Annotated in this window: 14 protein-coding genes; 2 read left to right on the top strand and 12 right to left on the bottom strand. The window is 58.8% G+C overall.

Annotated features, from left to right (window positions below; all coding sequences use genetic code 11):
• Positions 1-264: 264 nt before the first annotated feature.
• Entirely contained in the window at positions 265-978 is a 714-nt protein-coding gene (locus ACFOTD_RS15135; RefSeq protein ID WP_378120118.1) for an RNA polymerase sigma factor, read from the bottom strand.
• A 128-nt stretch (positions 979-1,106) separates the two neighbouring features.
• Between ACFOTD_RS15135 and clpP the strand changes: the two genes are divergently transcribed.
• Positions 1,107-1,748 carry an ATP-dependent Clp endopeptidase proteolytic subunit ClpP gene (clpP, locus tag ACFOTD_RS15130; protein ID WP_378120335.1) on the top strand — a complete coding sequence of 214 codons (642 nt, stop codon included), beginning with the start codon at positions 1,107-1,109 and terminating at the stop codon, positions 1,746-1,748.
• Positions 1,749-1,756: 8 nt separating this feature from the next.
• On the opposite strand, the gene ACFOTD_RS15125 is transcribed toward clpP, so the two are convergent.
• Positions 1,757-2,302: a DUF1697 domain-containing protein gene (locus ACFOTD_RS15125; protein ID WP_378120117.1), complete on the bottom strand. Its 546-nt coding sequence runs from the start codon at positions 2,300-2,302 to the stop codon at positions 1,757-1,759.
• A 345-nt stretch (positions 2,303-2,647) separates the two neighbouring features.
• Positions 2,648-2,989, bottom strand: coding sequence for a protein YmzB (ymzB, locus tag ACFOTD_RS15120; protein ID WP_378120116.1), 342 nt, complete (start codon positions 2,987-2,989; stop codon positions 2,648-2,650).
• Between the two features lie 174 nt (positions 2,990-3,163).
• Between ymzB and ACFOTD_RS15115 the strand changes: the two genes are divergently transcribed.
• Positions 3,164-3,889, top strand: a complete 726-nt coding sequence (locus ACFOTD_RS15115; protein WP_378120115.1) for a hypothetical protein — start codon at positions 3,164-3,166, stop codon at positions 3,887-3,889.
• 66 nt (positions 3,890-3,955) lie between these two features.
• Here ACFOTD_RS15115 and ACFOTD_RS15110 read toward each other — a convergent pair whose 3' ends face one another.
• The 9 genes from ACFOTD_RS15110 to ACFOTD_RS15070 form a co-directional block, all read right to left on the bottom strand.
• Positions 3,956-5,206: a GAF domain-containing sensor histidine kinase gene (locus tag ACFOTD_RS15110; protein WP_378120114.1), complete on the bottom strand. Its 1,251-nt coding sequence runs from the start codon at positions 5,204-5,206 to the stop codon at positions 3,956-3,958.
• 140 nt (positions 5,207-5,346) lie between these two features.
• Positions 5,347-9,777, bottom strand: a complete 4,431-nt coding sequence (locus ACFOTD_RS15105) for a DEAD/DEAH box helicase (protein ID WP_378120112.1) — start codon at positions 9,775-9,777, stop codon at positions 5,347-5,349.
• A gap of 44 nt (positions 9,778-9,821) precedes the next feature.
• The gene (locus ACFOTD_RS15100) at positions 9,822-12,440 is read right to left on the bottom strand and encodes a PAS domain S-box protein (RefSeq protein ID WP_378120110.1); all 2,619 of its coding nucleotides are present in this window, start codon (positions 12,438-12,440) and stop codon (positions 9,822-9,824) included.
• Between the two features lie 153 nt (positions 12,441-12,593).
• Positions 12,594-13,790 carry a glucosaminidase domain-containing protein gene (locus tag ACFOTD_RS15095; RefSeq protein WP_378120108.1) on the bottom strand — a complete coding sequence of 399 codons (1,197 nt, stop codon included), beginning with the start codon at positions 13,788-13,790 and terminating at the stop codon, positions 12,594-12,596.
• 340 nt (positions 13,791-14,130) lie between these two features.
• Positions 14,131-19,848: a HAMP domain-containing protein gene (locus ACFOTD_RS15090; RefSeq protein WP_378120106.1), complete on the bottom strand. Its 5,718-nt coding sequence runs from the start codon at positions 19,846-19,848 to the stop codon at positions 14,131-14,133.
• 38 nt (positions 19,849-19,886) lie between these two features.
• Positions 19,887-21,539: an ATP-binding protein gene (locus ACFOTD_RS15085; RefSeq protein WP_378120104.1), complete on the bottom strand. Its 1,653-nt coding sequence runs from the start codon at positions 21,537-21,539 to the stop codon at positions 19,887-19,889.
• A gap of 294 nt (positions 21,540-21,833) precedes the next feature.
• On the bottom strand, positions 21,834-23,804 hold the full coding sequence (locus tag ACFOTD_RS15080; RefSeq protein ID WP_378120102.1) for an ATP-dependent DNA helicase: 1,971 nt from the start codon (positions 23,802-23,804) through the stop codon (positions 21,834-21,836).
• Positions 23,805-23,958: 154 nt separating this feature from the next.
• Positions 23,959-24,492 carry a hypothetical protein gene (locus ACFOTD_RS15075; RefSeq protein WP_378120100.1) on the bottom strand — a complete coding sequence of 178 codons (534 nt, stop codon included), beginning with the start codon at positions 24,490-24,492 and terminating at the stop codon, positions 23,959-23,961.
• A 16-nt stretch (positions 24,493-24,508) separates the two neighbouring features.
• Positions 24,509-25,240 (bottom strand): ZIP family metal transporter, encoded by a 732-nt coding sequence (locus ACFOTD_RS15070; protein WP_378120098.1) that lies wholly within the window; start codon positions 25,238-25,240, stop codon positions 24,509-24,511.
• Positions 25,241-26,006: the final 766 nt, after the last annotated feature.

The following is a 26,006-nucleotide window of genomic DNA, read 5'->3' as shown; positions in this document are numbered from 1 at the left end:
CGGCCCGATTTCCGGCTTGCGCTTAACATTTACATGCATATTTGCAGGCATTTCATCGCATCCGTTGTTTGGCGGAAAAATACCTGCATAAATGCAGGCTTCTCGGCCCGCAAGCCGCCGAAAAGCTCCGTCATGCAGAAGATGCGTTCACCAGCCTACGAATCGCTTCCAATTTTATAATTTCTGATGTCGTAAAAAAGCCGGAAAGCACCTGCACCCTTCAGGTGCGTGGTTCCGGCTTTAAATGATTGGAAGCGTCCGTCACTAAGCGGCCTGGCGCATTCCAAGGGCCAGAATCGCTTCGGGCGGCGAAGCCCGCAGGCCATGCCCCAAGCGCGACGCCGCTCCCTGCACGGCCAGCTGCCTCGCTTGCATGCGCGCTTCCCCGTTCGCTAGCGCCACCAGCGTGCCGATGTCCCCTCTCGCATACGCATCCGCCATCAGATGCGCTTCAATCCGTTCAGCCTCGTCCGCGGGAAGCGTCGGTCCCTCCTCCCGAGAGAGCGCCTCGCGTACGAGCGCAAGCGACCTGCGCGCGCGTACGAGCGCTGCCTTGACGGCCCCTTCCGACGTGCCGAGCCGAATTGCGGTCTCCTTGATCGAATAGTCAAGGACATCGCGCAGGAGAAATACCGTCCGCTGCAGCTTCGGCAAACACGCATTCAGCGCGGCGAACACCGGTGCCAGCTCCATCGCCAGCAGCGGACGGTCGATCGCGACCTCCTCCGGCCGCATCTCCTGCAGCAGCTTGACCTTGCGCGCATCGCGCCGCAACCCGTCGATCCATACATTCCTCGCCACGCGCAGCAGAAGCGCCTCCGGATTGGCATGGCCGCCGCCCTCACGAAGCGCGAGCAGCGCGCGGCTCCAGCTCTCCTGCGCCAGGTCCTCCGCCGCAGGCAGCGAACGGACGAGCGACAGGCTATAACGGCCGACGCTTGCAGACAGGCGCTCGATATCCGCAGCAGAATCGATCATACAAATACTCCCCCTCTCATTTCTCTGACAGGCCGCAGTTCCATTTCACCCGGTTATTCAAGTAAACGAACGGATCATCGAAAAAGATACGCGTGAAAAAATAAAAATCTGCCGTATCCTTCAGCCGGATTCGAACGTTTACCGATTCGAACGCGCAAACCAAACGACGGGAGGAACCTGCAATGAACGGATATATCCCCTATGTGATCGACCAGACGGCGCGCGGAGAGCGCTCGTACGACATTTATTCCAGGCTGCTGAGAGACCGCATCGTCTTCCTCGGCGCGGCGATCGACGACCTGATGGCCAATTCCATCGTGGCGCAGATGCTGTTCCTGGCTGCGGAAGACCCGGATAAGCCGATCAGCATGTACATTAACAGTCCGGGCGGATCGACGACGGCGGGCATGGCGATTTACGACACGATGCAATTCATCCGGCCGGAGGTTCATACGATCTGCACGGGAATGGCCGCATCGTTCGCGGCGATTCTGCTGCTGTCCGGCGAGAAGGGCAAACGCTTCGCGCTGCCGAACAGCGAGATCATGATCCATCAGCCGCATGGCGGCGTGCAAGGCCAGGCGAGCGATATCGCCATCAGCGCCAAGCGCATCCTGCAGATCCGGGAACGGTTGAACCAGATCACCGCGGATCGCACGGGTCAACCGCTGGAACGGGTGGAAAAGGATATGGACCGCGACACGTTCATGAGTGCCGAAGAAGCGATGGCGTACGGCATCGTGGACAGCGTTATCAGGACGCAGCCCTAATCGCCGCCTTACGCTTCAGTCTGCGCCGCCAGCTCGCCCAGCTTGTTCATCGTATTCCAGTTGCGGGCTGTCAGCGTCAGCTTCATTTTTTGAAACAAAATCGCGAAGGCGGAATCCAGAATACTCGGCGTGAGCAGCAAATAAATGGCCCGATCCCCGATCGCGCATTGTTCGCCTTCCGCGGACAATTCGCCGATCCGGGCCAGCTGATCGTCATCCAGCGGCTTGTCCAGCAGATTAACGTATAGCTGGCTGGCCGCCGCGATCTGAGCCTCGGAAAACGGGCAGTCCTGCAGCAACCGCTGCAGTTCGGCATTCGAGCGAAGGAGCACCGTGGCCTTTTTGACGCCGAAATTTTCAAGCAGCAGCGTCTCGAGCAGCTCGCGCAGCTCTTCCGCGGAGCGCTCCGAGCGAAAGACGATATTGCCGCTCTGGATGTAAGTGCGTACGCCCTCGAGGCCCAGCTGCTCGCAAGCAGACTTGAGCTCGGCCATCTTGACTTTGTTGTTGCCGCCGACATTGATGCCGCGCAGCAGCGCGATATGTACTGTCATCATCATTCCTCCATGGCTGCGAATCGCGACGGGATGCTCCGCCAGCGGAGCTTGCGGACGCCATCCGGCATCCGACACCCTGATCTTGTCACGAATTCGTCGGTACCCGTATCGGGTAAGATTAAGTTACGATAAGGGTAACCAAATCCGGAGGTGTTGGCAATGGCCTATATTATTATTCTGATCGTCTGCATGTTCGTAGGCGGCGGCGTCATCGTGCTCGGCGGCAAAAGCGCGATTGCATCGGGCGATTGATCGCCCCTTCCATTCCCCAGCTTGTCAAAACGCCCGCGGCCTTATTCGGCTGCGGGCGTTTTTCAATGCTTAGTTTCAAACTTTCAATGCTTAGTTTCTAACTTTAATCGAGTACCTGGCGCGCTCGGTAACGAGCAGCGCCGCATCGTCCGCGGTCTCCGTCAGGCTTAAGCCCTCGAGCGGAATCTCGAACGCATCGGAAGGCAAAGGCTCCTCCCTGCCTTCCGTGACGACCGTTCCATTCCCTCTCAGCAGCAACGAGGCGCCGTTCGTATAGTCATCCGGCGAATCGCTCCGCTCTCCTTTGCGCTCGACGCGCTCGAGCCTGATTCTGACCTCGTCGAGATCGTGGTCCTCATGCTTGGTTACGACCAGTTCCTTGTCCGTTTGCGATTCGAGCCATTCCGTAACATCGGCGATCGATGCGGGCATGCCGGCCCCTCCCTTCGGTTGCGGCGACGATTTTTGTGCGCCTATGCTGTCCATTACCCCATATGCAGGCACATGCTACTTGGTTGACGGCGCCCAAATTCACCCGGGCAGGTGTCCGCCGGGGCATTCGCGGAATAGGCTAACGCATCATCGATTAAAATGGAGGCGGAAGCAATGTATATCTATCCGCGGAGCGCATTCGGTCAAGGCTACGCTTATGGTTACGTCCAGCCCTTCGGCGGCGTCGTTCCCGATTATTATGGATATCCGGGCCTCTCTTATTCGCCGGGCTACGACTCGCGCCCCTACTATGCAAATCCGTATCAGCCCGGCTCGCCATACCCTGGCCTCGAACAGATGCCGATGCCGGTTCTTCCTTCGGAGCAAGTCGGTCCCGACAGTCCGGCGCACCAAGCCGGCCTTCAGGCACAAAGCCATATCGGACCGCTTGAGGCAGGCATGCATGCGCATGGCTATTACGGAGGCGGCCATGGAGCCGGCGTGCAAACCGGTGCCTACGTTGGCGGAGAACATGGACTCGGCTTGCAGGCCGGCGGCGGCGTCGGGGGCGGGCAGGGCATTCACGCGAAAATAGGCGGACAATTCGGCGGACCGCACGGCGCAGGCGTCCAGGCCGGCGCACAGCTCGGCGGCGGCCAAGTCGCCTCGTTCCAGGGCGGCGCACAGCTCGGCGGACCGTATGGTGCAGGCGTTCAGGCGAAAGGTCAAATGAGCGCGGGCGCGGGCATCGAAGCAGCGACGGGCGGCCACGTGGGGGGCAAATATGGCGTCGGTCTGGAAGCGGGCGCGCATCTGGGTCCGCAAGGCGCCGGGGTCCAGCTTGGCGGCCAAGCGGCGGGGCACGGCGCGGGCTTCAAAACGGGCATCAAATGGGGGTGACGGTCAGGGCGCGCCATGCGCCGATCCACGACCGTGCGCGCAGGAGACCTCGGTCGTCCTGCGCGCTTAGCCTGCGTTTATCGTCAGACGGTTCGTAAGCGAACGCAGCGGCAAAGTCAACGTAAAGCAAGATCCGTCCGGCCCGGTCTCCGTCAGCGAGATGGTCCCGTTCATCAGTTCGGCATATTGGCGGCAGATCGACAATCCGAGTCCGATGCCGCCGTAATTGCATTTAATCGACTTGTCATGGACTTGGGAGAACGAGCGGAAAAGCTGATCCCTGCGTTCAGGCGCGATGCCTATGCCGGTGTCCCGTACGCTGAAAGACAGCCAAATCCTGCCGTCCTGGGCGGCTTTGCTTTCTTTTTTAATCGATAACAGCACTTCCCCGCGATCGGTGAACTTGACGGCGTTGCTAACGAGATTGATGAGGATCTGCCTGATTTTCAAGCCGTCCCCTTCATAGTTACCGATCAGCTTGTCGTCAATTTCAAGCCGGAGTCCGATCCCTTTTTTTCCGGCTTCGAACGCATGGATTTGAACCGCCTGCTCCGCGCACTCGACGAGATTGAAGGGTTCGGCGTCCACGTTCATTTTCCCCGCTTCGATCTTGGAATGCTCGAGAATCTGGCTCAACATCTCCATCAGTCCCGCGCCGCAGTCCTCGATCACCGCGACATAGTTCTGCTGCTCTTCGGTGAGAGACGTCGAACGCAGAAGATTGGCCATGCCGAGCACGCCGTTCATCGGCGTACGGATCTCGTGGCTTAGCACGGCAAGCAGGTTATCTTTTTCTTCGAGCACGCGTATGGCCTTCTCCTGCGCCGCCTGCAGCTGCTCGACGGATTCGTCCAGCGCCAGCACGTCCGTAAAAAACCGGGACAAGGACAGCAGCAGATCCACATCACGTTCCTCGAACGCATAATAATGATCGTCGAACGCGCACAGCGAGCCAAAAATCTGACCGCCGGGCGTCAGCAAAGGTACGCCTAAAAAGGAGCAGCCTCCGACGAACTGCGTCGCGGGCATATCCTTCGTCAACGGATGCGTCATATTGTTTTCGATGACAAGCGGTCCTTTGGCTTTTTCCGTTACTAACGCGCAATACGACTCTTCGTTAGCCACGACCAGCCCTTCCGTAAGAATCACCTTGTCCCGGTTAAATGCATTGAGGACGACGGTGGATACGCGATCGAGATTGGCAATGCAAAACGTATTGGCCGGGATCATCCGGCTGGCCGTAAGCATGACATCCATGCCCGATTGATATAGTTTATCGGAGATTTTCGCCAGCACGTCTACATAATCGGTTTTCATACGTTCACACCTTTCGAATAAAGGAACAGATTTGCGCGGGCGCCTCGTCTCGATCGTCGAAGCATCTCTGATCATATTAATTGCGATCTCAAGTATACCCGGTTTGCATTAAAAAAGTTGCGCTTTCGACAGCCTTCGCTTCAAGTTTTCAGCCAAAGCACGAGCGATCTCATTTGCCTCTCCGCCCCTTCGGACAGCAGCGCACGGCCCGCGTCCGTATCGGCAGCCGCCTTGCCGTTCCATTCGTCCAGCTTCAGCTTGACGAGCTTCTGCCGGCGAATGATCGTCTGGAACGCGGCCTGCAGACGATCGGCCCTTCCCTTAGCCTTCAGATCGTCGGCTTCCGGCTCGAGGCTGAACACGCGTTTGCCGTTGTTTTCGATCCAGTAAAGCCACTTTTCCCCGTCCAGCAGGAGAAAGTTGCCTGGCTTGCGGGCAAAAGAGAGACCTTTCGAGCCGGACGGCCACTCTGCGATCAGGCCGAAGGGATTGGCCGGGTCGGCAGCCGACAAAACGGCCAGCTGACCGTCTCCGCTGCCCGCCGGCCGCTTGACGGCATCGCGGAAGTTCGGCGTGGCGAACTGCAAGGCGTCCAGGCCCCGGATAAAAGCGCCCCGGGTGACGAGCCCCCAATCCTCCAGCTGACGCAGCACTCCTTGCAGGACATCCCAAGGATACGGCGATACCTTCGACACCAGTTCCCGGTTCACCATGCCGTACGTATCGAGCAGATGTTTGGTCCACGCAAGGACCGGCGATTGTTCGTCTTCCGGCGCACCGTGGCCGGACGCGCCGACGCGATCGTCGTCTTCGTCGTAGATATCGTTGTTTGCCGATTCAAGCAGGCTTGACACGGCATACCAGCGCCCCAGCCCCGATCCGGTGCGCCCTTGCGCCTGTCGTCTTGCGTTGGCCGGGTCGGCGTGAAGCCGGAGCGGCGCGAACTGATCGTTGGAAACGAGGCCTTCCCAGGCCAGATCGACCAGCATGGGCAGCAGCTCCGACGGCCGTGTGTCGGTATCCCTGGAGAGCTTGGTGAGGAAGCTCGCTCCGCTCTCCCGTATGAGCTTGGCTAATCGCGGATGGCGCGTTTTCGCTTCCTGCCGCAGCGCAGCTTCCGCATAAGGTTCGTACAGCGCCTTGTCGTCCGCCAGGAAAAAAGCGACCTTGCCTTCCCGCTCCTCCTCCTCGCGCCGGCCGATCCAGAGCACCTCGCCCGTCGCGCATAGCAGGTCCAGGTCTTCCTTTCTGTAGCCCTGGACACGCGCGGGCAAGATCAGCGTCTCCCAATGCGACAGCGGCAAAAAAATGCCCTGCAGCTTGCCGATCGCGGCGAGCAAGCCCTCGCCCCCCTGCATCTGCGAGCCGGGCAGCGCATGCTGGAGCAGCGCGATCTGGCTGCACCAGCGGATCGCGTCCGCGGGCTCGGCTTGGGATCTGGCTTGCCGCACCGACCAACGAACCAGCTTGGAGGCGACCTGTACGCTCGTCCAAAGCCGCTCGTCCTCGCCGGAGGCATGGGGCGCCCGCTGGATCAGTTCCCGCTCGAGCAGCAATTGCACGGCAGCGGCCGCGCCGGACAGGTCGAGCTGCGGATACCGCTCGACGAGATCGGCTTCGGTGAAGGACATCCTGTGATCCGCATATCGTCCCAGAATGAACAGGACCGAAGCCGTATCTTGCGGAAACCGCGCGTAAATCTCCGTTTCGTCGGATGCGATATATCGCGGCTCTTCGTCGCCGGGCATTTGAACGGCGACGGCCGCTCCGCTCTCTTCGAGCCCGCTTAGCCAAGTCAGACTGCGTTCGCCGGCCGCCTTGACGATCTCGCCGGCCGTGAGATCGCCTCTGGCCTTGAGCAGCGCGGACAGATCGGCCGGTCCGTCCGGCTCGCGGGCCGGCGCCGAGAGATTCGCTTGCATTTGCGCCAGCGCTTCTTCGGACACGGCAGAGCCGGCAGCGCCGGCGCCGAACAGATCGCGGGCCAGCTCCTGGTTGATCTGCAAAATCTGGCGCCGCGTCGATTCGTCCAGCCCGTCCCCTTCGTAAATTCGCATATTCACGTAATCTGCCATGAACTGCGAAGCGAGCGGCGACGGAAACGGCGTCTCGCGGACGACGATCTCGATATGCCCTGCGTCGATCGCCTCCAGCAGACGCCGGAGATCGCCGAAGCTCAGGTATTCGTTAAGGGCCTCCCGCATCGCTTCGCCGAGATACGGGAACTGCGCGCCGTACGGGAGCGCCTTTCTGAGCAGCTCCTCGCTGCGCAGCCGCTTCTGCCACATCGGCGTGCGCGTGAAGCTTCGCGCCAGCAGAAGCGACATTTCCGCGATCTTGCGAAAGGCAACCGCGAGCAGCGGCGAGCCCGTCACCGCTTCCGACAGCAGCGTCTCGACGTTCGCGGTCGACACCTGGCTTAAAATTCGCAGCCAGGAGGCATCCCACTCCGGCAGCACGATCTCGATGCCGTTGTCCTTGGCGTTGCCGTACAGCCGGTAAGGCATGAGCAGCTCGAACTGCCGTTGAAGCGCCAGCAGCCAAGCGCGGTTCACGCTGCGTCCGACAAAATTGTGTATGACCATATGCGTCTGGTTCATCACGTCCCGGTAATGCTCCACGACGATACGCCTGTCTGTCGGCACGACGCTGGCGCGATGCTGCGCGCGCACGTGACCGATTAACGCTGCCGCGGCTGCGGCGTCCATGCCGAATTCGTCGCGCAGCCAGGCCGATGCTTCGTCGTCGTAGACGCGTTCTCGCGACAGATCGGCGGAATCCGTGTCGCCGGCTTCGGCTCCGAGTCCGAGCCGCCCGACGGTCTCCCGCCAGAAGGCGCCGATCTTCTCGCCCAGCTCGTACGTGCGCCCGCCCGCTTCGTTGCGCCAGAACGGCACCTCGCTGAACCGGTTCGCCGCTTCGGCGACGTACACGCGGTCGTTTTTAATCTCGCGTATCATCCAAGAGCCCGCTCCGAGCTGGAACACGTCCCCGACGCGGCTCTCCTGGATAAACTCCTCGTCAAGCTCGCCCAGATGGGCCCTGCTGTCCATATGATGGACCGGGTATCCGCCGCTCTGCGGAATCGTACCCGCTCCCCGCACGGCTGCGGCCCTGCCGATTGCCTTGGCCGTCAACATGCCGCTGCGCGCGTCCCATTCGAGCAGCGGCTTAAAAAAAGGATAGAAGCCGGACAGCACCTTCAGCATGTCCTTGAAACGCCGCTCGTCGTAGCCCCTGTAGCTGTCGCTTCGACGGACAAGCCGCAGCAGGTCGTCCGCGTGCCAATCGTCCATCGATACGATAGCCACCGTCTGCTGCGACAGCACGTCCATCGGGCCGTACGGGATCGCGATATCTTCGATCTCGCGCCGGGAGACGAGCCGGCTCAGGACGGCGGCCTCGGGCAGCAGCGCCTTGGCGCGGACGACCATCAGTCCGCGGCTCTCCTCGCCGACGGCATGTCCCGCGCGTCCGATCCGCTGGATGCCGCGGTCGGCCGCCAGCGGCGTGTCGATCTGAATGACGAGGTCGATATGGCCGATGTCGATGCCGAGCTCGAGCGACGATGTGGCGACGATGCAGCGCAGCTCCCCGCTTTTCAGCAGGCGCTCGGCTTCGAGCCTCCGTTCCCGCGACAGGCTGCCGTGGTGGGATCGCGCCATCTCGTAGCCGACATGGTCGTTCAGGCGCAAGGTCAGCCGCTCCGACAGGCGCCTGCTGTTCACGAACAACAGCACCGACCGGCTGTCCGCCATCGCCTCCATGATCCGGTCGAGCAGCGGCTTCCAGACGGCCTCGCGCCCCGCCGCAGGCGACGATGGCTCGGGCACGGTCACCTTGACGCTCAGCCGCTTGGTCATGCCGCTCTCGACGATCGTCACCGGCCGCGGGAGCATCGCCTCCTCCCAGCCGCCCAGAAACTGCGCGACCCGAGATAACGGCTTCTGCGTCGCGGACACGCCGATTCGTTGGACGGACCGGCCGCACAGCGCCGTCAGCCGCTCCAACGACAGCGACAGATGCGAGCCCCGCTTGTCCGCGGCAAGATCGTGGATCTCGTCTACGATGACCTGCTCGACGGTGGACAGCATGTCCCGGCCTTTGACCGAGGTCAGCAGCAAATAAAACGACTCCGGCGTCGTTACAAGCAGATCCGGCGGCCGGCGCAGCATGGAAGCCCGTTTGGCCGGCGTCGTATCCCCTGTACGAACATCGCTCCGGATCCCGGGCCAATGTTCGCCCCGTTCTTGGGCCCATGCGTCAAGCTGCAGCGCGAAGTCCGTCACATGGGAATGGATATCGTTGTTCAGCGCCTTCAGCGGCGTAATGTACAGCGTGCGGACGGCAGGCTGACGCTTGCCGTCCGCATCGTTTCGCACGATGAGGTCGAGGCAAGGCAGAAGGGCCGCCAGCGTCTTGCCCGATCCGGTCGGCGCGGCGATCAACGTATGTTTTCCTTCGCCGATCGAAGCCCATGCTTTGATCTGAACGTCGGTCGGCTCTCCGAATGTCGATGCGAACCAAGCGGACAGGACGGGGTGGAACGGCAGCTTGCTGTCTTTAGTCAACGAAATCGCTTCTTTCCTATCGCGTGATCAACGGCCGAACGCGATCAACGGCCGAAAAAATTTCCGATCATTTCCTTGACCAGACTCGAATAGATCGGCTTGCTCATATACTCGTCCATGCCGGCTGCCATAAAACGCTCCCGGTCTCCCTTGAGCGCGTTCGCCGTAACCGCCACGATGATCGGACATGCATCCGCCGGCAGACGGTCGCGGATCATCCGCGTCGCTTCGATGCCGTCGACGCCGGGCATCTGCACGTCCATGAAGATCAGGTCGAACTCGTCGCGCGTCGCCGTTTCGACCGCTTCGACGCCGTGCTCTGCAATCACGACGCGATGGCCCAGCTTTTCCAATATTTTAAGCATAACCAATTGATTGATCTTGTTGTCCTCTGCGACGAGGATTCGCAGCTGGCGCGTGTCGTCGGGTTCTTGCGCCGCATCCGCAGGCTGCGCCGCGGCGTCCGCGATTGGCTCGGCAGGGTCCAACTCGACCGTAAAAGAAAACGCGGCGCCTTGCGCCTCCTGGTGCTCCAGCCAAATATCGCCGCCCATCAAAACGGCCAGCTTTTTGCTGATCGCAAGTCCAAGGCCCGTTCCTTCCGTTTCCTTCGAGAACTGGTTGTCGATCTGATAAAACGGCTGAAAGAGCTTGAAAGCCTTTTCCTTGGGGATGCCGATTCCAGTATCCTTCACCGTGAACTTGAGCCCGAGCTTGCCCATTGCGGCATCGGTCTTAACGACGGTCACGTATACGCCGCCGGACGTCGTAAATTTGACCGCGTTGCTGAGCAGGTTCATCAGCACCTGCTTCAACCGGCTGACATCGCCGACGGCAAGCCTCGGGACTTTGGGGTCGACCGATATTTCCAATAAAAGCCCCTTGTCTCTCGCCTTGGCGGAGACGACGTCGACCGATTCGTTCACGCAGCCGCGTATGTCGAACGTCTCGGGCACAAGCTCCGTTTTTCCCGAGTCGATCTTCGAAAAGTCCAATATTTCCCCGATGATGGCGAGCAGCGTCTCCCCGCTCTTCCGTACGACATTGAGATAGCTCCGCTGCGTATCGGACAGGTTTTCGCCGTCGAGCAGCAGGTCCGTCATGCCGATGATTCCGTTCATCGGCGTGCGGATCTCGTGGCTCATCATCGCGAGAAATTCGCTTTTCGCTTTGTTGGTCGACTCCGCGCTTTCCTTTTCGATCAGCAGCTTTTTCTGTTCCGTAATATCCTTGATGATCAGATAGTAGCCGACATTGTCGCCATGAATGATAATCGGCGCCAGCGTCGTCAGCACTTCGCGCGTGCTGCCGTCCTTGTGCGTAATCTTGTCGTTCTGGCGAACCTCGGCTTCGGAGGCGACGACGTTCCCGCGCAGCGGCACGAACCTTTTCCAGCCCGTGAACCTGGCGATCGGATTGCCGACCATCTCGCTTACCGTATAGCCCGTCAATTCCTGCGCGACCTGATTGGCATTAATGACGCGCCCGTCGAGATCGATCGACACGACGGCGTCGTGATTGTATTTCTTAAGCGACGTGTATCGTTCGACGCTCTCCTGCAGCTTAAGCTCGACCAGCTTGCGATCCGTAATATCCTGTACGGTGCCGACTAATCCGCCGGCTTCGCCGGGATCCGTATGCGCGACCGTACCGCGGATGTGCATGTATTTAACCGAGCCGTCCCGCATCGTCAGGCGCGATTCGAAGCTGAGCTCTCCGCCGCCGGCGGCTGCCATGCATAACTCCGAAAAAGCTTCGCGGTCTTCGGGAGCGACAAGGTCGGTCAGCTTCAGCTCTTCGCTATCGGCGCAATGCGAAGCGTCCTGGTAAATGAGCGCCAGATTCGCCGAGTGGGAGAAGCCCCCGCTCTCCTTTTCCCATTCCCAGCTGCCGATCGCCGCGATTCGTTCGGCCTCCGCGGACATACTCTCGTGTTTTTTGCGCGCCGTGATCTCGCGGCCGATGAACAGCTTGTATGAATTCCCGTTATTGCCCTCGATCAGCTTGATGCTCGCTTCGAACCAAACGGATCTTCCGTCCTTGCGCTTCAGCCTGTATTCCTTCGGCTCTTCTGCCTTCGGGCATTGACTCTTATAGCGCTTCTGATCCAGTTCGTCAAAAAGCATGCGCTCGTCGAGCCCGACGAGCTCGCCCTGACTATAGCCGAGCAGCGTATAAGCATTCGGCGCCGTTTCCACGAGCCGGCCTTCAGAATCGCATATGTAATAGAGATCGACGATATTTTCGCCAATGACTTGCTGTCGCTCCCGAACGGCCTCCAGCTTGTCTTCGGCCCGTTTTTTTCCTTCTGCTTCATAGAATTGCCAGAGCGTGAGCGCTTCCCCTCCCGCGTCCGACTCCAGCCTTCCCGACGAGACGTCGAACCTCACCGGCTTGCCGCCGCTGTTTTTGAGATGGACGCCCCGCATGGCGTCCGTATAGTGCGCTGCCTCAAGACGCCCGGCTCCCTCATAGTCGTCCTGAGCGAATAAAGCTTGTACCGGAATGCCGAGCAGCTCGGTTTCGTCGTATCCCAGCAAACTCGCCAGCGCATCGTTCACCGCAACCCACCTTCCGGAGGAATCCGCGATTCCGATGCCGTGACGCGATAATTTAAACCACTGATCTCCCAAGCTGAGCAAGGACTGCGGCAAGCCTGACATCGCGTTTACTCCTTTCGCATGTCCGCCGATCTGTTTCGAGTCTACACGGACTGTCTATACCCCAAAAGAGCGATTTCAAAACATTTTGCAGAATTGCGAAAAAGACTGTCGAAAATCCGACAGTCCACATGCTAATAACATTATAACGCAAGACTATAGCTTGCGGTAATCGCTTTTCATAATTCCCATGACTTTCCCGGCCCAGCTTGAGCTTGCCGGACAGTATTTGGCGGCGACTTTATCGATGGTCGTCAAGCCTTTTTCTACGTATTTATCCGAAAGCAGCTGTCCGAACTTGCGTACCGAATCGGCTTTTGTTTTAAAGCGGAACGCTTTATTGTCCTTGTCTCCCGATGTCGCGTTCAAGCCGAACAAATTATTTTTGGTCTTGGACAGCTTGCTCTTCCCGTTGCCGCTCTCCAGCTTCATGACCGCGATCGTGAACAGCGCGTTAATGCCGTACTCGTCCTCGATCTCCAGGACGACGTCCTCGATGCCGTTACCAGCGAGCGCCGTTCCTTCGAACAGCTTGGCGATATGTTCTTCCGTCAAGCCGGAGTCCGAACGGACCCGGTTGGTAGGACTCGAAGGATCGGGCGGATCTTGCTCCGCGGCGTCGCTATTCGCTGCGTCCGATCCTGTCGGCTCGGCTTGCGGCTCAGATACGGCCGCCACCGCCACCGGGGGCGACAGCTCCGCGGGCGGGTCTGACGAGGGGCTGCCAACGGCAGAGGCGCCGACAGGCGCGTCAGGATCGATTAACGATGCATAGCCGCCGTGAACGTAGCCGCCTTCCTTCAACCGGAGCCAGCCTTTATCCGTAATTGCCGCCACTTCAAGACGCGTCCCCTTTTCCACCACGCGGAGCACCTTGGAGCCATTGTACGGATTGGCGCGCACGTTTAAATAATAGGCCGTTACTTCGTATATAGAAACGGATGAAGTTTTCGTTATCGTTTTCGGAGCGTCCCCGCCGGGCTTTTCGCCGCTGCCGGCGACCGTGCCGGCTCCGCTCGTGCCAAGTTCCTCGTCCAGCGTGAATTTAAGCGGTTTTTTCCGGTTATCCGCTGGCAGATCGTTCGGATTGGCAGAAGACGGACCGTCCACGTAAGACAAATGGATCGAAGCTTGGGCAGGTACGATATCCGGAAACGAGTGCCGTTCCTGAGTCCCTGCCGTCTTGCTCAGCGATCCGGCCGTAACGGCGGCGGGTGAGGATGTCGCGATCGGGGCTGCGGCGGCTGGCGCAGCCGGGTCCTGCAATGCTGCGAGCGAGGTCAGGCCAAGCGTTGCAAATAGCGTCGCGACGATCAGTACAACAAGGGGGAACCGCTTCTTATCTCCACGCATAACTGCACCTCTCTTCTTTTGATGAAGGACGAGCGAATCGTGAATATAGGATAGATTGTACAGACGGCCCCTTGAAAAACATGTCAATTCGTCAACGAATATTTAGATTTCCTTTGTCGACGAAGCGTGCGAAAGCGCGTCTTTCCCCTTTCCATGCGTTGTCATTCAACGGATTCCTGCACGTATCCGGTCCGGCTGACGGCTCTTGTCGTCTGATGCTGCGGCTTCGCCTTCTCGGGAACGCTCTGCTGCCCCTTTCCGAAAAGCATAAAAAAAGCAGGAACGCCCCTCTTTCATCGGTTCGATGAAAGGGGACGTTTCTGCTTAAATAGTGAACCGCTTAGCTGTCTTCTCCACGGTCGAGCCAGCTCCGCATCATGGCGAGCAGCTGCGCGCTGTTGACCGGCTTCGTAATATAGTCCGAGGCGCCGGCTTCAAGACATAGCTCCCGGTCGCCCTTCATCGCCTTGGCCGTGAGCGCGATGATCGGCAGCTCCGCAAACGCCGGGTTCGCGCGGATCGCGCGGGTCGTCTCGTAGCCGTCCATGACCGGCATCATGATGTCCATCAGCACGATGCTGATGTCGGGCGTCGATTCGAGAATGTCGATCGCTGCCTGGCCGTTCTCCGCAGGCAGCACCGTCATCTGGTGTCGCTCGAGTATCGTCGTCAATGCGAAAATGTTGCGGACGTCGTCGTCCACGACGAGTACCTTGCGCGATTGAATCGCTGCGTCCGACTGATAGATCCGCTCGAGCGCGTCTCGCGAACCCGCCGGCAGCTCGTCCGATCTCCGGTGGAGGAACAGCGTCGTCTCGTCCATCAGCTGAACGGCGGTGCGAGCTTCCTTTACGACGGAGGACTTCAGAATTTCTTCCCATTCCTCCTGCTCTTCTCCGCTCAGCTTAATGCCGCCTTCCACGACGATCGGAATGCGTCTTCCCACCGACTTCTTCTGGATCTCCCGCAGAAACTTGGGCATCGGCATATCGGAAAGGTCGCCTTCCGTGACGACGCAATCGAAAGGCTTCGAGCCGATTTGATTCAACGCTTTGCGCGCCGTATCGACCGCAGTAATCTTGAGCGTGCCCCCTGCGAGCGAATCGACGATCTGCTTCCTGCGTTCGGACGACTTCACGACGGCAAGCAGCTGACGCTCCCCGCGGGAGGCGAAAGCATTGAGACTTTCGAGCGCCAGATCAAGCTCGTCGTTGGTGACGGGCTTGCACAAATAGTCGTACACGCCTTTGCGCAGCAGCTCGGTCTTGTCCTCGTCGACGGTAATGACGCACACTGGGATATGCCGGACCGACATGTCGTTTTTCAGATGCTCCAGTACGAGCCAGCCGTCCGTGTCCCCGAGGTGCAGATCGAGCGTGATCGCCATCGGGTTGTACTTTTTGGCCAGCTCGAGCGCTTGAAGGCCTTTGGACGTAATCACCGTCTTGATCCCCTTGCGGCTCAGCGCGTCCTGGACGATCTCGCAAAACTTCAAGTCGTCTTCGACGATCAGAAAGACGGAATCGCCAGGCTCGATGTCGTCGCGGTCATCCTGCAGCTGCGCCCCTTGGGTCGGCGGGGTCAACCGGATGCGCTTGGGCGGAGAGACGTCGATCACCTCTGGCATATGCCTCGTCTTGGGCTCCGGCTGCACGTCCCAGGCATCGATCGGCAGATACAGGTTGAACACGCTGCCGCTGCCCGGCTCGCTGAAGAGCGTAATCTCCCCGCCGAGCATCTCCGCGATCTCGGTCGAGATCGTGAGGCCGAGGCCGGTGCCCCCGTACACCCTGTTCGTGCTGCCGTCCGCTTGCTGGAACGCCTCGAAAATGATCTGCTGCTTGTCCTTGGGAATGCCGATTCCCGTGTCGCTCACGGTAAAGCACAGCACGGAGGCCGCCCGGTTCAGCCGGTCCGCGCTATCGCTCCACCCTTCCGTCGCTTTGCGGACCCGAAGCATGATCTCTCCTTTTTCCGTAAATTTGAAGGCGTTGGAGAGCAGATTTTTCAATATTTGCTGCAAACGCTTCGGATCGCTGACGATGCGCGACGGCACCTCCGTTTCGACCTTGATGCGGAACGCGAGCAGTCGCTCGTCCACCATATGGCGGAAGGAGCGGTCGAGTCCGTCCGTCAGCTCTCTGATGTTAAGCTCGCTGAACTCCGCCGAGACGGTGCCCGACTCGATCTTGGACAGATCCAATATGTCGTTGATCAGATTAAGCAGCTCGTGGCCGGAATCCTGGATCGTCTTGGCGAACTTCACCTGGTGATCGGCCAGATTGCCGTCCAGGTTGTCGGCGAGCTGCTCCGCGAGCAGCAGCAGCGAGTTGAGCGGCGTGCGCAGCTCGTGCGACATGTTGGCCAGGAACTCGGACTTGTACCGCGACGTAAGCGCGAGCTGTTCCGCCTTTTCCTCGAGGAATCGTCTTGCGACCTCCACCTCGTTGTTTTTGCTCTCGACCTCGGCCTTCTGAATGACGAGCAGCTTCGCTTTGTCCTCCAGCTCTTCGTTCGTATTCTGCAGCTCGAGCTGCTGCTTCTGCAGCTCCTCGGTGAGCGATTGGGATTGGACGAGCAGCTCCTCCGTACGCCGGTTCGCCTGCATCGTATTGATGACGATACCGATCGAGTCGGTCAGCTGATCCAGCAGCGCGATATCGATCTCGCTGAACGATCTGAATGAAGCCAGCTCCAGCACGGCAAGCACTTGGTCCTCGAAAATGATCGGCAGCAGCACGATGTTAAGCGGCGTCGCCTCTCCCAGCGCGGAGGAGATCACGACGTAATCGCCCGGCACGTTCGTAAGCAGAATGCGCTGCTTCTCGATCAGGCATTGGCCGACCAAGCCTTCGCCCGCGCGGAATTCGTTGGACAGATGCTTGCGATTGTGGAAGGCGTAGCTCGCGAACAGCTTCAGCACCGACTGGGCGTTCACGACGTCGTTCATATAGAAGACGCCATGCTGCATCGAGACGAGCGGCGCGAGCTCCGACAAGATCATGCGGCAGACGGCGTACAGATCCCGCTGTCCCTGCATGAGCCGGGAGATCTTCGCGAGATTCGTCTTCAGCCAGTCCTGCTCGGTGTTGATCCGGGTCGTTTCCTTCAGGTTCCGGATCATCTCGTTGATATTGTCCTTCAGCGTCTCGACTTCGCCGGCGGCGGCTACGTCGATCGTACGCGACAGGTCTCCGTTCGTCACCGCGGTGGCGACGTTCGTGATCGCGCGTACCTGCGTCGTGAGCGTGCTCGCCATGTAGTTGACGTTGTCGGTCAGGTCGCGCCAGGTGCCTGCGGCGCCAGGCACGCTTGCCTGTCCGCCCAGCTTTCCTTCCGCGCCGACCTCCCGGGACACTGTCGTGACCTGGTCGGCGAAGATTGCCAGCGTATCGGTCATGTTATTGATCGTATCGGTCAGCTCCGCGATCTCGCCCTTCGCATCCACGGTCAGCTTCAGCTTCAGGTTGCCGTTCGCGACCGCCGTTACGACCTTGGCGATGCCGCGCACCTGGTCGGTCAGGTTGGCGGCCATGATATTAACGTTGTCGGTCAGATCCTTCCAGATCCCGCCGACACCGCGCACCTGCGCCTGACCGCCGAGCTTGCCGTCCGTGCCGACCTCCCGCGCCACCCGCGTAACCTCGGACGCGAACGAATTGAGCTGGTCCACCATCGTATTAATTGTATTTTTCAGCTCGAGCAGCTCGCCTTTGACATCGACCGTGATCTTCTTGGACAGGTCGCCGTTCGCGACCGCCGTCGTGACGCCGGCGATGTTGCGCATCTGGATCGTCAGGTTGCTCGCCATGTAGTTAACCGTATCGGTGAGGTCCTTCCACATGCCCGATACGTCCTTGACGTCCGCCTGCACGCCCAGCTTGCCCTCGGTGCCGACCTCGCGGGCGACGCGCGTGACTTCGGAAGCGAAGTTACCGAGTTGGTCCACCATCGTGTTCATCGTATTCTTGAGCTCGAGAATCTCGCCCTTGACGTCTACGGTGATTTTCTTGGAAAGATCGCCCCTTGCGACGGCGGTCGTGACGTCCGCGATGTTGCGCACCTGGTCGGTCAGATTGCGGGCCATGTTGTTGACGCTCTCGGTCAGATCCTTCCAGGTGCCGCCGACGCCCTTGACCTGCGCCTGGCCGCCGAGCTTGCCGTCCGTGCCGACCTCGCGCGCCACGCGCGTAACCTCGGACGCGAACGTCGACAGCTGATCGACCATCGTGTTGATCGTATTCTTGAGCTCGAGGATCTCGCCTTGTACGTCGGCCGTAATTTTCTTGGACAGGTCGCCGTTCGCGACGGCCGTCGTGACGACGGCGATATTACGCACCTGGTCGGTGAGGTTGGACGCCATGTCGTTAACCGATTCGGTCAGGTCGCGCCAGGTGCCGGCCACGCCTTTAACCTGGGCTTGTCCGCCCAGCATCCCTTCGGTGCCGACCTCGCGGGCCACGCGCGTAACTTCGGAAGCGAACGTCGACAGCTGATCGACCATGGTGTTGATCGTATTTTTGAGCTCGAGGATCTCGCCTTTGGCGTTGACGGTGATCTGCTTGGTCAGATCGCCCTTCGCGACGGCCGTCGTCACTTCGGCGATGTTGCGCACCTGGTCGGTAAGCGTGCCGGCCATGAAGTTAACGCTGTCGGTCAAGTCCTTCCAGGTGCCGGAGACGTCCTTGACGTCCGCCTGGCCGCCGAGAATGCCGTCGTTGGAAACCTCGCGGGCCACGCGGGTAACTTCGGAGGCGAAGTTGCCGAGCTGATCCACCATCGTATTAATCGTGCTCTTCAATTCCAGAATCTCGCCCTTGGCGTCGACGGTGATCTTCTTTGACAGGTCGCCCTTCGCGACGGCGGTCGTGACCTCGGCGATATTGCGCACCTGGTTGGTCAAATTGGAAGCCATATAGTTAACGCTCTCGGTCAGGTCGCGCCAAGTGCCGGCTACGCCGCTGACCTCAGCTTGTCCGCCGAGGATGCCCTCGGTGCCGACCTCGCGCGCCATCCGCGTGACCTCCGACGCAAATGTCGACAGCTGGCCGACCATCGTATTGATCGTGACCTTCAGTTCCAGAATCTCGCCCTGAACGTCCATCGTGATCTGCTTGGACAAATCCCCGTTCGCGACGGCCGTCGTCACGACGGCGATGTTGCGCACCTGATTGGTCAAATTCGAAGCCATGTAGTTGACGCTCTCCGTCAAGTCGCGCCAGGTGCCGGACACGCCCTTAACGTCGGCTTGACCGCCGAGCTTGCCTTCCGTGCCGACCTCGCGCGCCACGCGCGTAACTTCGGACGAGAACATCGACAGCTGGTCGACCATCGTGTTAATCGTGTTTTTTAGCTCGAGAATCTCGCCCTTCGCATTAACGGTAATCTGCTTGGACAGATCGCCCTTGGCGACCGCGGTCGTCACGGCCGCGATGTTGCGCACCTGGTCGGTCAGATTGCTCGCCATGTTGTTGACGCTCTCGGTCAAGTCCTTCCACGTGCCGGATACGCCCTTGACGTCGGCTTGTCCGCCGAGCTTGCCCTCCGTGCCGACCTCGCGCGCCACGCGCGTGACCTCCGACGAGAACATCGACAGCTGGTCGACCATCGTGTTGATATTAGCCGCAGTGCGCTGGAATTCTCCCGTCAGCGGCCTCCCTTCCAGTTCGAGCTCGACCTTTTGCGATAGATCTCCTTGCGCGACCGCGTTGATGACCCGAACCATCGCGCTGGTCGGCTGCGTAAGATCGTCGATCAGGCCGTTCAGCGATTCGACCGTCTGGTCCCAGGCTCCCCCCTTGTGCTGCAGCGCAAACCTGCGAGACAGGTTGCCCTCTTTGCCGACGACGCGGGCGAGCTGCTGAATCTCGTGAACCATCGATTCCTGAATATCCATGATCTCGTTAAACGTATCGGCGACTTTACCGGCCACGCCCGTATAATGGTAAGGCATGCGATAAGAGAAATTACCTTTTTTCCAAGCCATCAGCGCATTCAGCAGTTCTCCGCTATCCGCCAGATTGTCTCCGGACAGCTGATCCATATCCCGATCCGTCATTGATCCTCATCCCCCATGAAGCATAAATAATAACTTTTCTAATTTGAAAGGTTGCCGAGCAAGCGTTTTAAGCGCTCAAGGGAAATTGGTTTTTGTATATAGTCGTCGATGTTGGCGGATGCCGTTGCCTTGCTTGCGCGTTCCATCGCTTCCTCGTATCTCGAGCATAAAGCGACTACGAACGGCGGTTCTCTCGGAACGCGTCTCGTTCGCCCTTTGCGATCTGCGCCTCCCTGCGGAACAGCCGTCGCAAGCAGCTCTTCGTCGACGAAGACGAGATCGAAAACGCCCCCGAGCAGCGCTTGATGCATTTCCTCCGGATCCGAGACGACCTTTGCGTCAATGCCGAGCATGTCCAGCATATGTACGAGCAATGAGCGATAGATCGGACAAGTCTCGCCGATCAGCACGCGCAATCCCTCCGGCCAGCGCTTGTCGTCCTCGCCCGTCCGTTCGGGCAGCACGGCGAGCGCATCGGGGCGCATCGGCTCTGCTGCATCCCCCGGCACCCGGCCCGCCCGCACCGTAAAGACGAACATCGCGCCAGGCTCCCGCGTCTCTTCGATGCGAATCGCCCCGCCCATCAGCTCAACAAGCGATTTGCTGATCGAGAGGCCGAGACCGGTGCCGTCGAACTTGCGATTCATCGACGTATCGAGCTGAGCGAACGGATGGAAGAGCTGGCCGATCTTGTCCGCCGGAATGCCGATGCCCGTATCTAGTACCGTGAATTCGACGTCCAGACGTCCGTCTTCCTCCGACAGCTGCTTAACGAATATGTAGACGCCGCCTTTTTTAGTGAACTTGACCGCGTTTCCTACGATGTTGATCAGCACCTGGCGCAGCCTGTTCTTGTCTCCGATCAAGATCGACGGCAGGCCGGGATCGAGCACGACGATCAGCTCCAGCTGACGCTCGCGCGAAGCCGCCGTGAACAAGTCGATCGTCTCGAGGAGGCAAAGCCTGAGATCGTAAGGCTCCTCCTCCAATTCCATTTTGCCCGACTCAATCTTTGAAAAATCGAGAATGTGGTTAATGACCGATAGCAACACGTTGCCGCTCGTATGTATGATGCCGACCATGCTGGCGTACTCCTCGGGCAGATCCGACGAGAGCAGCAGATCGGACATCCCGATGATGCCGTTCAGCGGCGTACGGATCTCATGACTCATCACGGCGAGAAATTCGGATTTGACCCGAAGCGCGATCTCGGCCGTCTCCTTCGCCTGCACAAGCGCATGATTCGTCCGCTCAAGCTGCTTGGTCTGCTGCTGCAGCAGCTCGCTCTGCATCTGCAATGCCTTGGTCGTCTCGTACATGCTGACGTAGCCCGCGATCTTCGATCTGAAAATGTGCGGTGCAAGCGGTCTCGTCAAGTAATCGATGGCGCCTCCGGCATGGCCGTCGAAATCGTACTGCCCTTCGTGCGCATCCTGCGAGACGAAGATGATCGGCACGACGCGCGACTTCTCGCGCGCTCTGATCATGGCTGCCGTCTCGAGCCCGTCCATATCCGGCATATGGATGTCCATGACGATGACGGCGAATTCCTTTTCAAGCAGACAGCGCAACGCTTCGATTCCCGAATACGCCCTTACGCAAATGTATGGCTCTCCGGCTAATATCGCTTCGATGGCCATCAGGTTTTCCGGACGATCGTCTACTAGCAAGATATGGGCGGCGTCTTCCATTCCGCTCCTCCTTGAATTTCGATAGATTGTCGAGCAAAAAGTCTTATGGCGGTTTCATCGCAAACCTGTCATGGTTATGTACCCACTCGACTTCTGTCTGAATCACTCGATTCCTGGCTTTTTAAACATTTTTTTTGAGTATGCGTACGAACGCTTGACGCTGATTCGTATTGCATCTAGTTTACATAACTTTATTAACGTTATTTTACGAAAAAACCCCATAAATATGCAAAAGCAGCCCTGATTGCTGGCTGCTTTTCGTTAATTTTTATCCGGTTCGGGCAGGCCGGATCGCTATGCGATCGTTAAATCGACGCCTGCTGGAAGCGAAGCCCGAATGTCCGATTCGGGCCGCTCTCCCGCTGCTATGGATGGCTCTAATACGACGATCTCTCCGCTGTCTTGGCGCGTTCGGATCAACCTCCCCAAGCCCTGCTTGAATCTGAGCAGCATGTAGGGCAAGTCCACCTCCCGGTAAGGGTCGGCCGACTCCCGGCGCTTGGCGTCGAATACCGGATCGTTCGGCGGGTAAGGCAGCGCCCACATGACGACGGTCGCAAGCGACGGCCCCGGCACGTCGAGGCCTTCCCACAGCGTAACCGCGCATAGTACGCTGCTCATATCGCTTTGGAACTCGGAGATCAATACCGTGATCTCGCGATCGCCTTCGAACAGAAACCGGCGGCCACCCTCCCCTCCCGTACGTTCGTAAGCCGCCTTAAACGCCGCCAACGCTTCCCGGGTCGGAAACAGGATCAAAACGCCGCCCTTCGCCCGGCTAATGGCATCGAGCGCCGCTTCTGCTTTCCACGCCGTCAACGCCTTTGAATCTTCTATTAAAGCAGCTGGATGCGCTCGCGGCACCGACACCTTCATCCGCTCGGGATAATCGTACGGCGAAGCGACGCTGAACGATAAGTAATTCGGCACGCCCAGACTATGGGCGAGATAATCGAACGATTCGCCCGACGATAGCGTGGCCGAAGAGAATACGATCGGCATCGGCTTCGCGAATACCCGCTCTCCGAGCACCTCGCGAACGGTGCGCGGCATAATGACGAGCGTGAGCCCTGTCAAACCGTCCATCGTCCAGCAGATCGGCGGTGTCGGACCAGCGAACAGGCCGAGCGCGATCCGCATCATTTCCAGATGTTCCTCGACGATCCGCAGCTGGTAGCCGTCCAGATTGAACAGCTCGCTCTCGAACACGAGATTTTCCTCGATCCGTTCCAGCACGGCATCGAGCTCCGCGACAGACCTTAGCAGCGCCGCATCCGTCTTGATCTCCATCCGGTCGGAGCCCGCAACCTTGACGCTTCGCGCAGCCAGCGCGTCGAACAACATCTCGCTCCGCTCGATCGCACGGTCGATCTGCACCGCCAGCGATTCCCGGATATCGTTTTTAAGCAAGCGCGTGACGAGTTCCTCGAACGCGGCATGCTTGAGCCTGTAGGTGAGCGCCTTCTGCGCGGCGGATTCCAGCAGGTGGCCTTCGTCGAATACGACCGAGCTGTGCTCGGGCAGGAGCGGCAATTGTCCTTCCCGTTTGCGGCTCTCGTACGTCCATACATGCTCCATGTAAAAATCGTGCGAGCATATGACGACGTCCGCCGCCCGGCGATAATGCTCCCTCGACAGCGTCATCCCGCAGCGATGCCTCTTGTCGCAGACGAAGCAGTCTCGGAAGCTGTCCCAGCCGATGCGCCCCCATTGCACGTCGTCCAGATCCGGATATTCCTTGCGGTCGCCGTACGCATGGAACGACTGGAGCGCCTCCGCCTTGCCGACGAAAGGCGGCAGGCTATCGTAAATATCCTTGTACAGCTCCGTATCCGCATACCCCAGCCGCGCATCATCCAGTTTTTGCAGACACAAATAACGATCCTGCGACTTGCCCAGTCTGGCATCGACCGTCAAGTCCAGATGCTTGGCCAGCTTCGCCAGGTCGCCTTCCGGCTTCGCGAGCTGTTCGATCAGAGACTCGTCCGCGCATGCGACGACTGCGGGCTTGCCCGTGTAACGCGCATAACAAACCGCATAAAGCAAATAAACGAGCGTTTTGCCCGTACCGACGCCCGCCTCGGCAAAGATCGTTTTTTTATCCGCATACGCCCGCTCCACCTGATAGGCCATAAAAATTTGCTCGTCCCGAACCTCGAACCCGGCTTCGGGCAAAATATCGTAAAAAACGTCTGCGACCCACTCCCCGACCTGTTCGACGAAGGGTTTGCCGCTCACGACTTCGAATGGATATCGCTTGCTCAATCTTCATTGCCTCCAACCTTTTCTTGTCTGGTGCTGCCCAAAATGCCGAAGCCATTATTATAACATGAAAAGAACCGAAACGATGAATCGCTCCGGTCGGGTTGACTTTTATACTTGCTTTTCGCATCCTCCGCGTCATCGGCTTCGTGAGCGATCAGATCGCGATTACGCGTTTGGTTCCGGACGTGGCGCAGCCTGGCGGATTAATTCCGATCTCGACGCCGCCGGCCGAAGCGACGTTGACGAGCTCCAGCGTCCCGCCGTCTATCCGAAAACAAATGCCGACGATCCCTCTTACGCCGTCGTTCTTTTCCAAAAAGTCGGCGCCCAGAATAAAGCGGCCCACATAGGGCGCCAGCTCGCACCGGTCCGTCCGCCACTCGTATGGCAGACGCCCGGCGCCCGGGCCTGCGAAGCGATCGCCCGCATTCGAGGCGCTCATCTGAATCTCGTTGATCGTCAACCGAATGAGCCGGTCGTTTTTGAATCCGATCTCCAGCTGCAGGCCTTCCAGCTCGAATACGACCGGCGAAGACGCGCACCATCGCTCGGCTTGAACGTCCCATGCCGAACAGACGTTGCAGATCCGCGCCCCGCGCAACGCCTGCAGGTCGATGACCTCAGCCTCTAAAAGCGAATGTGTATCGCCGTACCCCGGCGGGTCGTAACCCGGCCATTCGAAGGCCATGCGACTCCCTCCATTTCTAACCGAACCAATGCGCGATATAGATCATAATGATCAAGCCAATAATAAACGAATAAGTCGAAGGACGCTCGTACCCGTGACCGTGGCTTTCCGGAATGAGTTCCTTGTATGCGATGAACAGCATGGCGCCGGCCGCAAACGCAAGACCGATCCCGATCAACGAGTCGACATAGCTTGCCGTAAAGTAGCCGATGACCGCGGAGACGACCTCCATCAACCCCGTAAGCGTCACGAGTGCCAGCAGCTTCAGCTTGCCGACGTTCGACCGGAGCAAAAAGACCGCCAGTACCAGGCCTTCCGGCATATTTTGCGCGCCGATCGCCACGGCCACCATCGTGCCGAGCCCCTCGCTGTCGCTGGCGTAGCTGAAGCCCGTGCTAAGCCCTTCAGGTATATTGTGTATAAAGAGCGCTACCAATACTAACAAAGCTTTGTTGTCGAAACCGCGCACGCGCGCGCCGTTCTCGACGTCCACGTGCGGTATGTTTTTTTCGATCAGATCCAGAGAGACGATGCCGATGAGCAGGCCCAGGGTCAGCAGCACGAGCCCCGACTCGTTGAGCGATTGCGGGATCAGTCCGAACATCGACGCGGACACCATGATGCCGGCGGTGAACGCCACCAGCATGTCCTTCCACTTTTCCGACAGCCGCTTGATGAACAAGATCGGGACGGCTCCGAGCACCGTCGCCATCGCGGATATAAAGCTGCCAAGCAGCGCCGTTTCCAAAACGCGATTCTCCTTTCAAACCGAAGCGAACGCCCCGCCGTTTCCTTATCGTATGCAATTGTGTGACGTTTTTGCCTTCGTCGTTTACCGATTTGCAATCATTCGGTTGAGAATAACAATAAACGAAGATCGCCCTCCGTTCAAACCTATTCACGCAAAAAGGACGGAGGTCCGCCCCCGTCCTTCGCTTGCAGATGGCGACTATTCTATTGAACTTCACCAAGAGCCTCAAAACCTTTCACACCTTGCTCTCTTTTTCGCCTTCTTCCGAAACTTAATTTTTACGGAATGGCAGTCGATGGACCAGTCGACTGTCTCCCCGAAAAGTTGGTCACTCGCCACGCCCATCGTTAGGCAACGCAAAACCTGCAAATATACATCTTTTTTGTCCGTTAGTTGCATTTCAAACAAAGTAGATGCAAATATGCAGGTATTTTCCTTCTATAACCGCATTTCCGGCTTTTACTTTCTAATTGCCTGCACATTTGCAGGTATTTGATCAAGAGCAGTTGGTCGGCAGAAAATGCCTGTACGGATGCAGGCTTTTGGACCCGCAAAACCTTTAAAAGCTCAGCATGCAAAACAGCGCGCTTATCTGTCACGAATCGCCGCACCCTTATACTTTAAAAGATAATAAAAGGGGCTGTCCCAAAAGGGTCATGAAAATGACCTGCGGGGCAGTCCTGTTTTTGTAAAACAAAAAGAAACCGTTCTTTGGTAAAATGGAAGTGTCGAGCAACCATTTACGAAAGGAACGGTTTCTTTG

Origin of the sequence: Cohnella sp. GCM10012308, from assembly GCF_042649185.1 — a bacterium.
Classification (GTDB): domain Bacteria; phylum Bacillota; class Bacilli; order Paenibacillales; family Paenibacillaceae; genus Cohnella.
The sequence above is the reverse complement of the archived record's forward strand: the minus strand, read 5'-3'. Positions and strand labels throughout refer to the sequence as shown.

Excerpts from the sequence above, each read along its gene's own strand:
- ACFOTD_RS15075 (WP_378120100.1), bottom strand. The coding sequence starts at position 24,492 with ATGGCCTTCGAATGGCCGGGTTACGACCCGCCGGGGTACGGCGATACA.
- ACFOTD_RS15110 (WP_378120114.1), bottom strand. The coding sequence starts at position 5,206 with ATGAAAACCGATTATGTAGACGTGCTGGCGAAAATCTCCGATAAACTA.
- ACFOTD_RS15125 (WP_378120117.1), bottom strand. The coding sequence starts at position 2,302 with ATGACAGTACATATCGCGCTGCTGCGCGGCATCAATGTCGGCGGCAAC.
- ACFOTD_RS15090 (WP_378120106.1), bottom strand. The coding sequence starts at position 19,848 with ATGACGGATCGGGATATGGATCAGCTGTCCGGAGACAATCTGGCGGAT.
- ACFOTD_RS15100 (WP_378120110.1), bottom strand. The coding sequence starts at position 12,440 with ATGTCAGGCTTGCCGCAGTCCTTGCTCAGCTTGGGAGATCAGTGGTTT.
- ACFOTD_RS15095 (WP_378120108.1), bottom strand. The coding sequence starts at position 13,790 with ATGCGTGGAGATAAGAAGCGGTTCCCCCTTGTTGTACTGATCGTCGCG.
- ACFOTD_RS15085 (WP_378120104.1), bottom strand. The coding sequence starts at position 21,539 with ATGGAAGACGCCGCCCATATCTTGCTAGTAGACGATCGTCCGGAAAAC.
- ACFOTD_RS15135 (WP_378120118.1), bottom strand. The coding sequence starts at position 978 with ATGATCGATTCTGCTGCGGATATCGAGCGCCTGTCTGCAAGCGTCGGC.
- ACFOTD_RS15115 (WP_378120115.1), top strand. The coding sequence starts at position 3,164 with ATGTATATCTATCCGCGGAGCGCATTCGGTCAAGGCTACGCTTATGGT.
- ymzB (WP_378120116.1), bottom strand. The coding sequence starts at position 2,989 with ATGCCCGCATCGATCGCCGATGTTACGGAATGGCTCGAATCGCAAACG.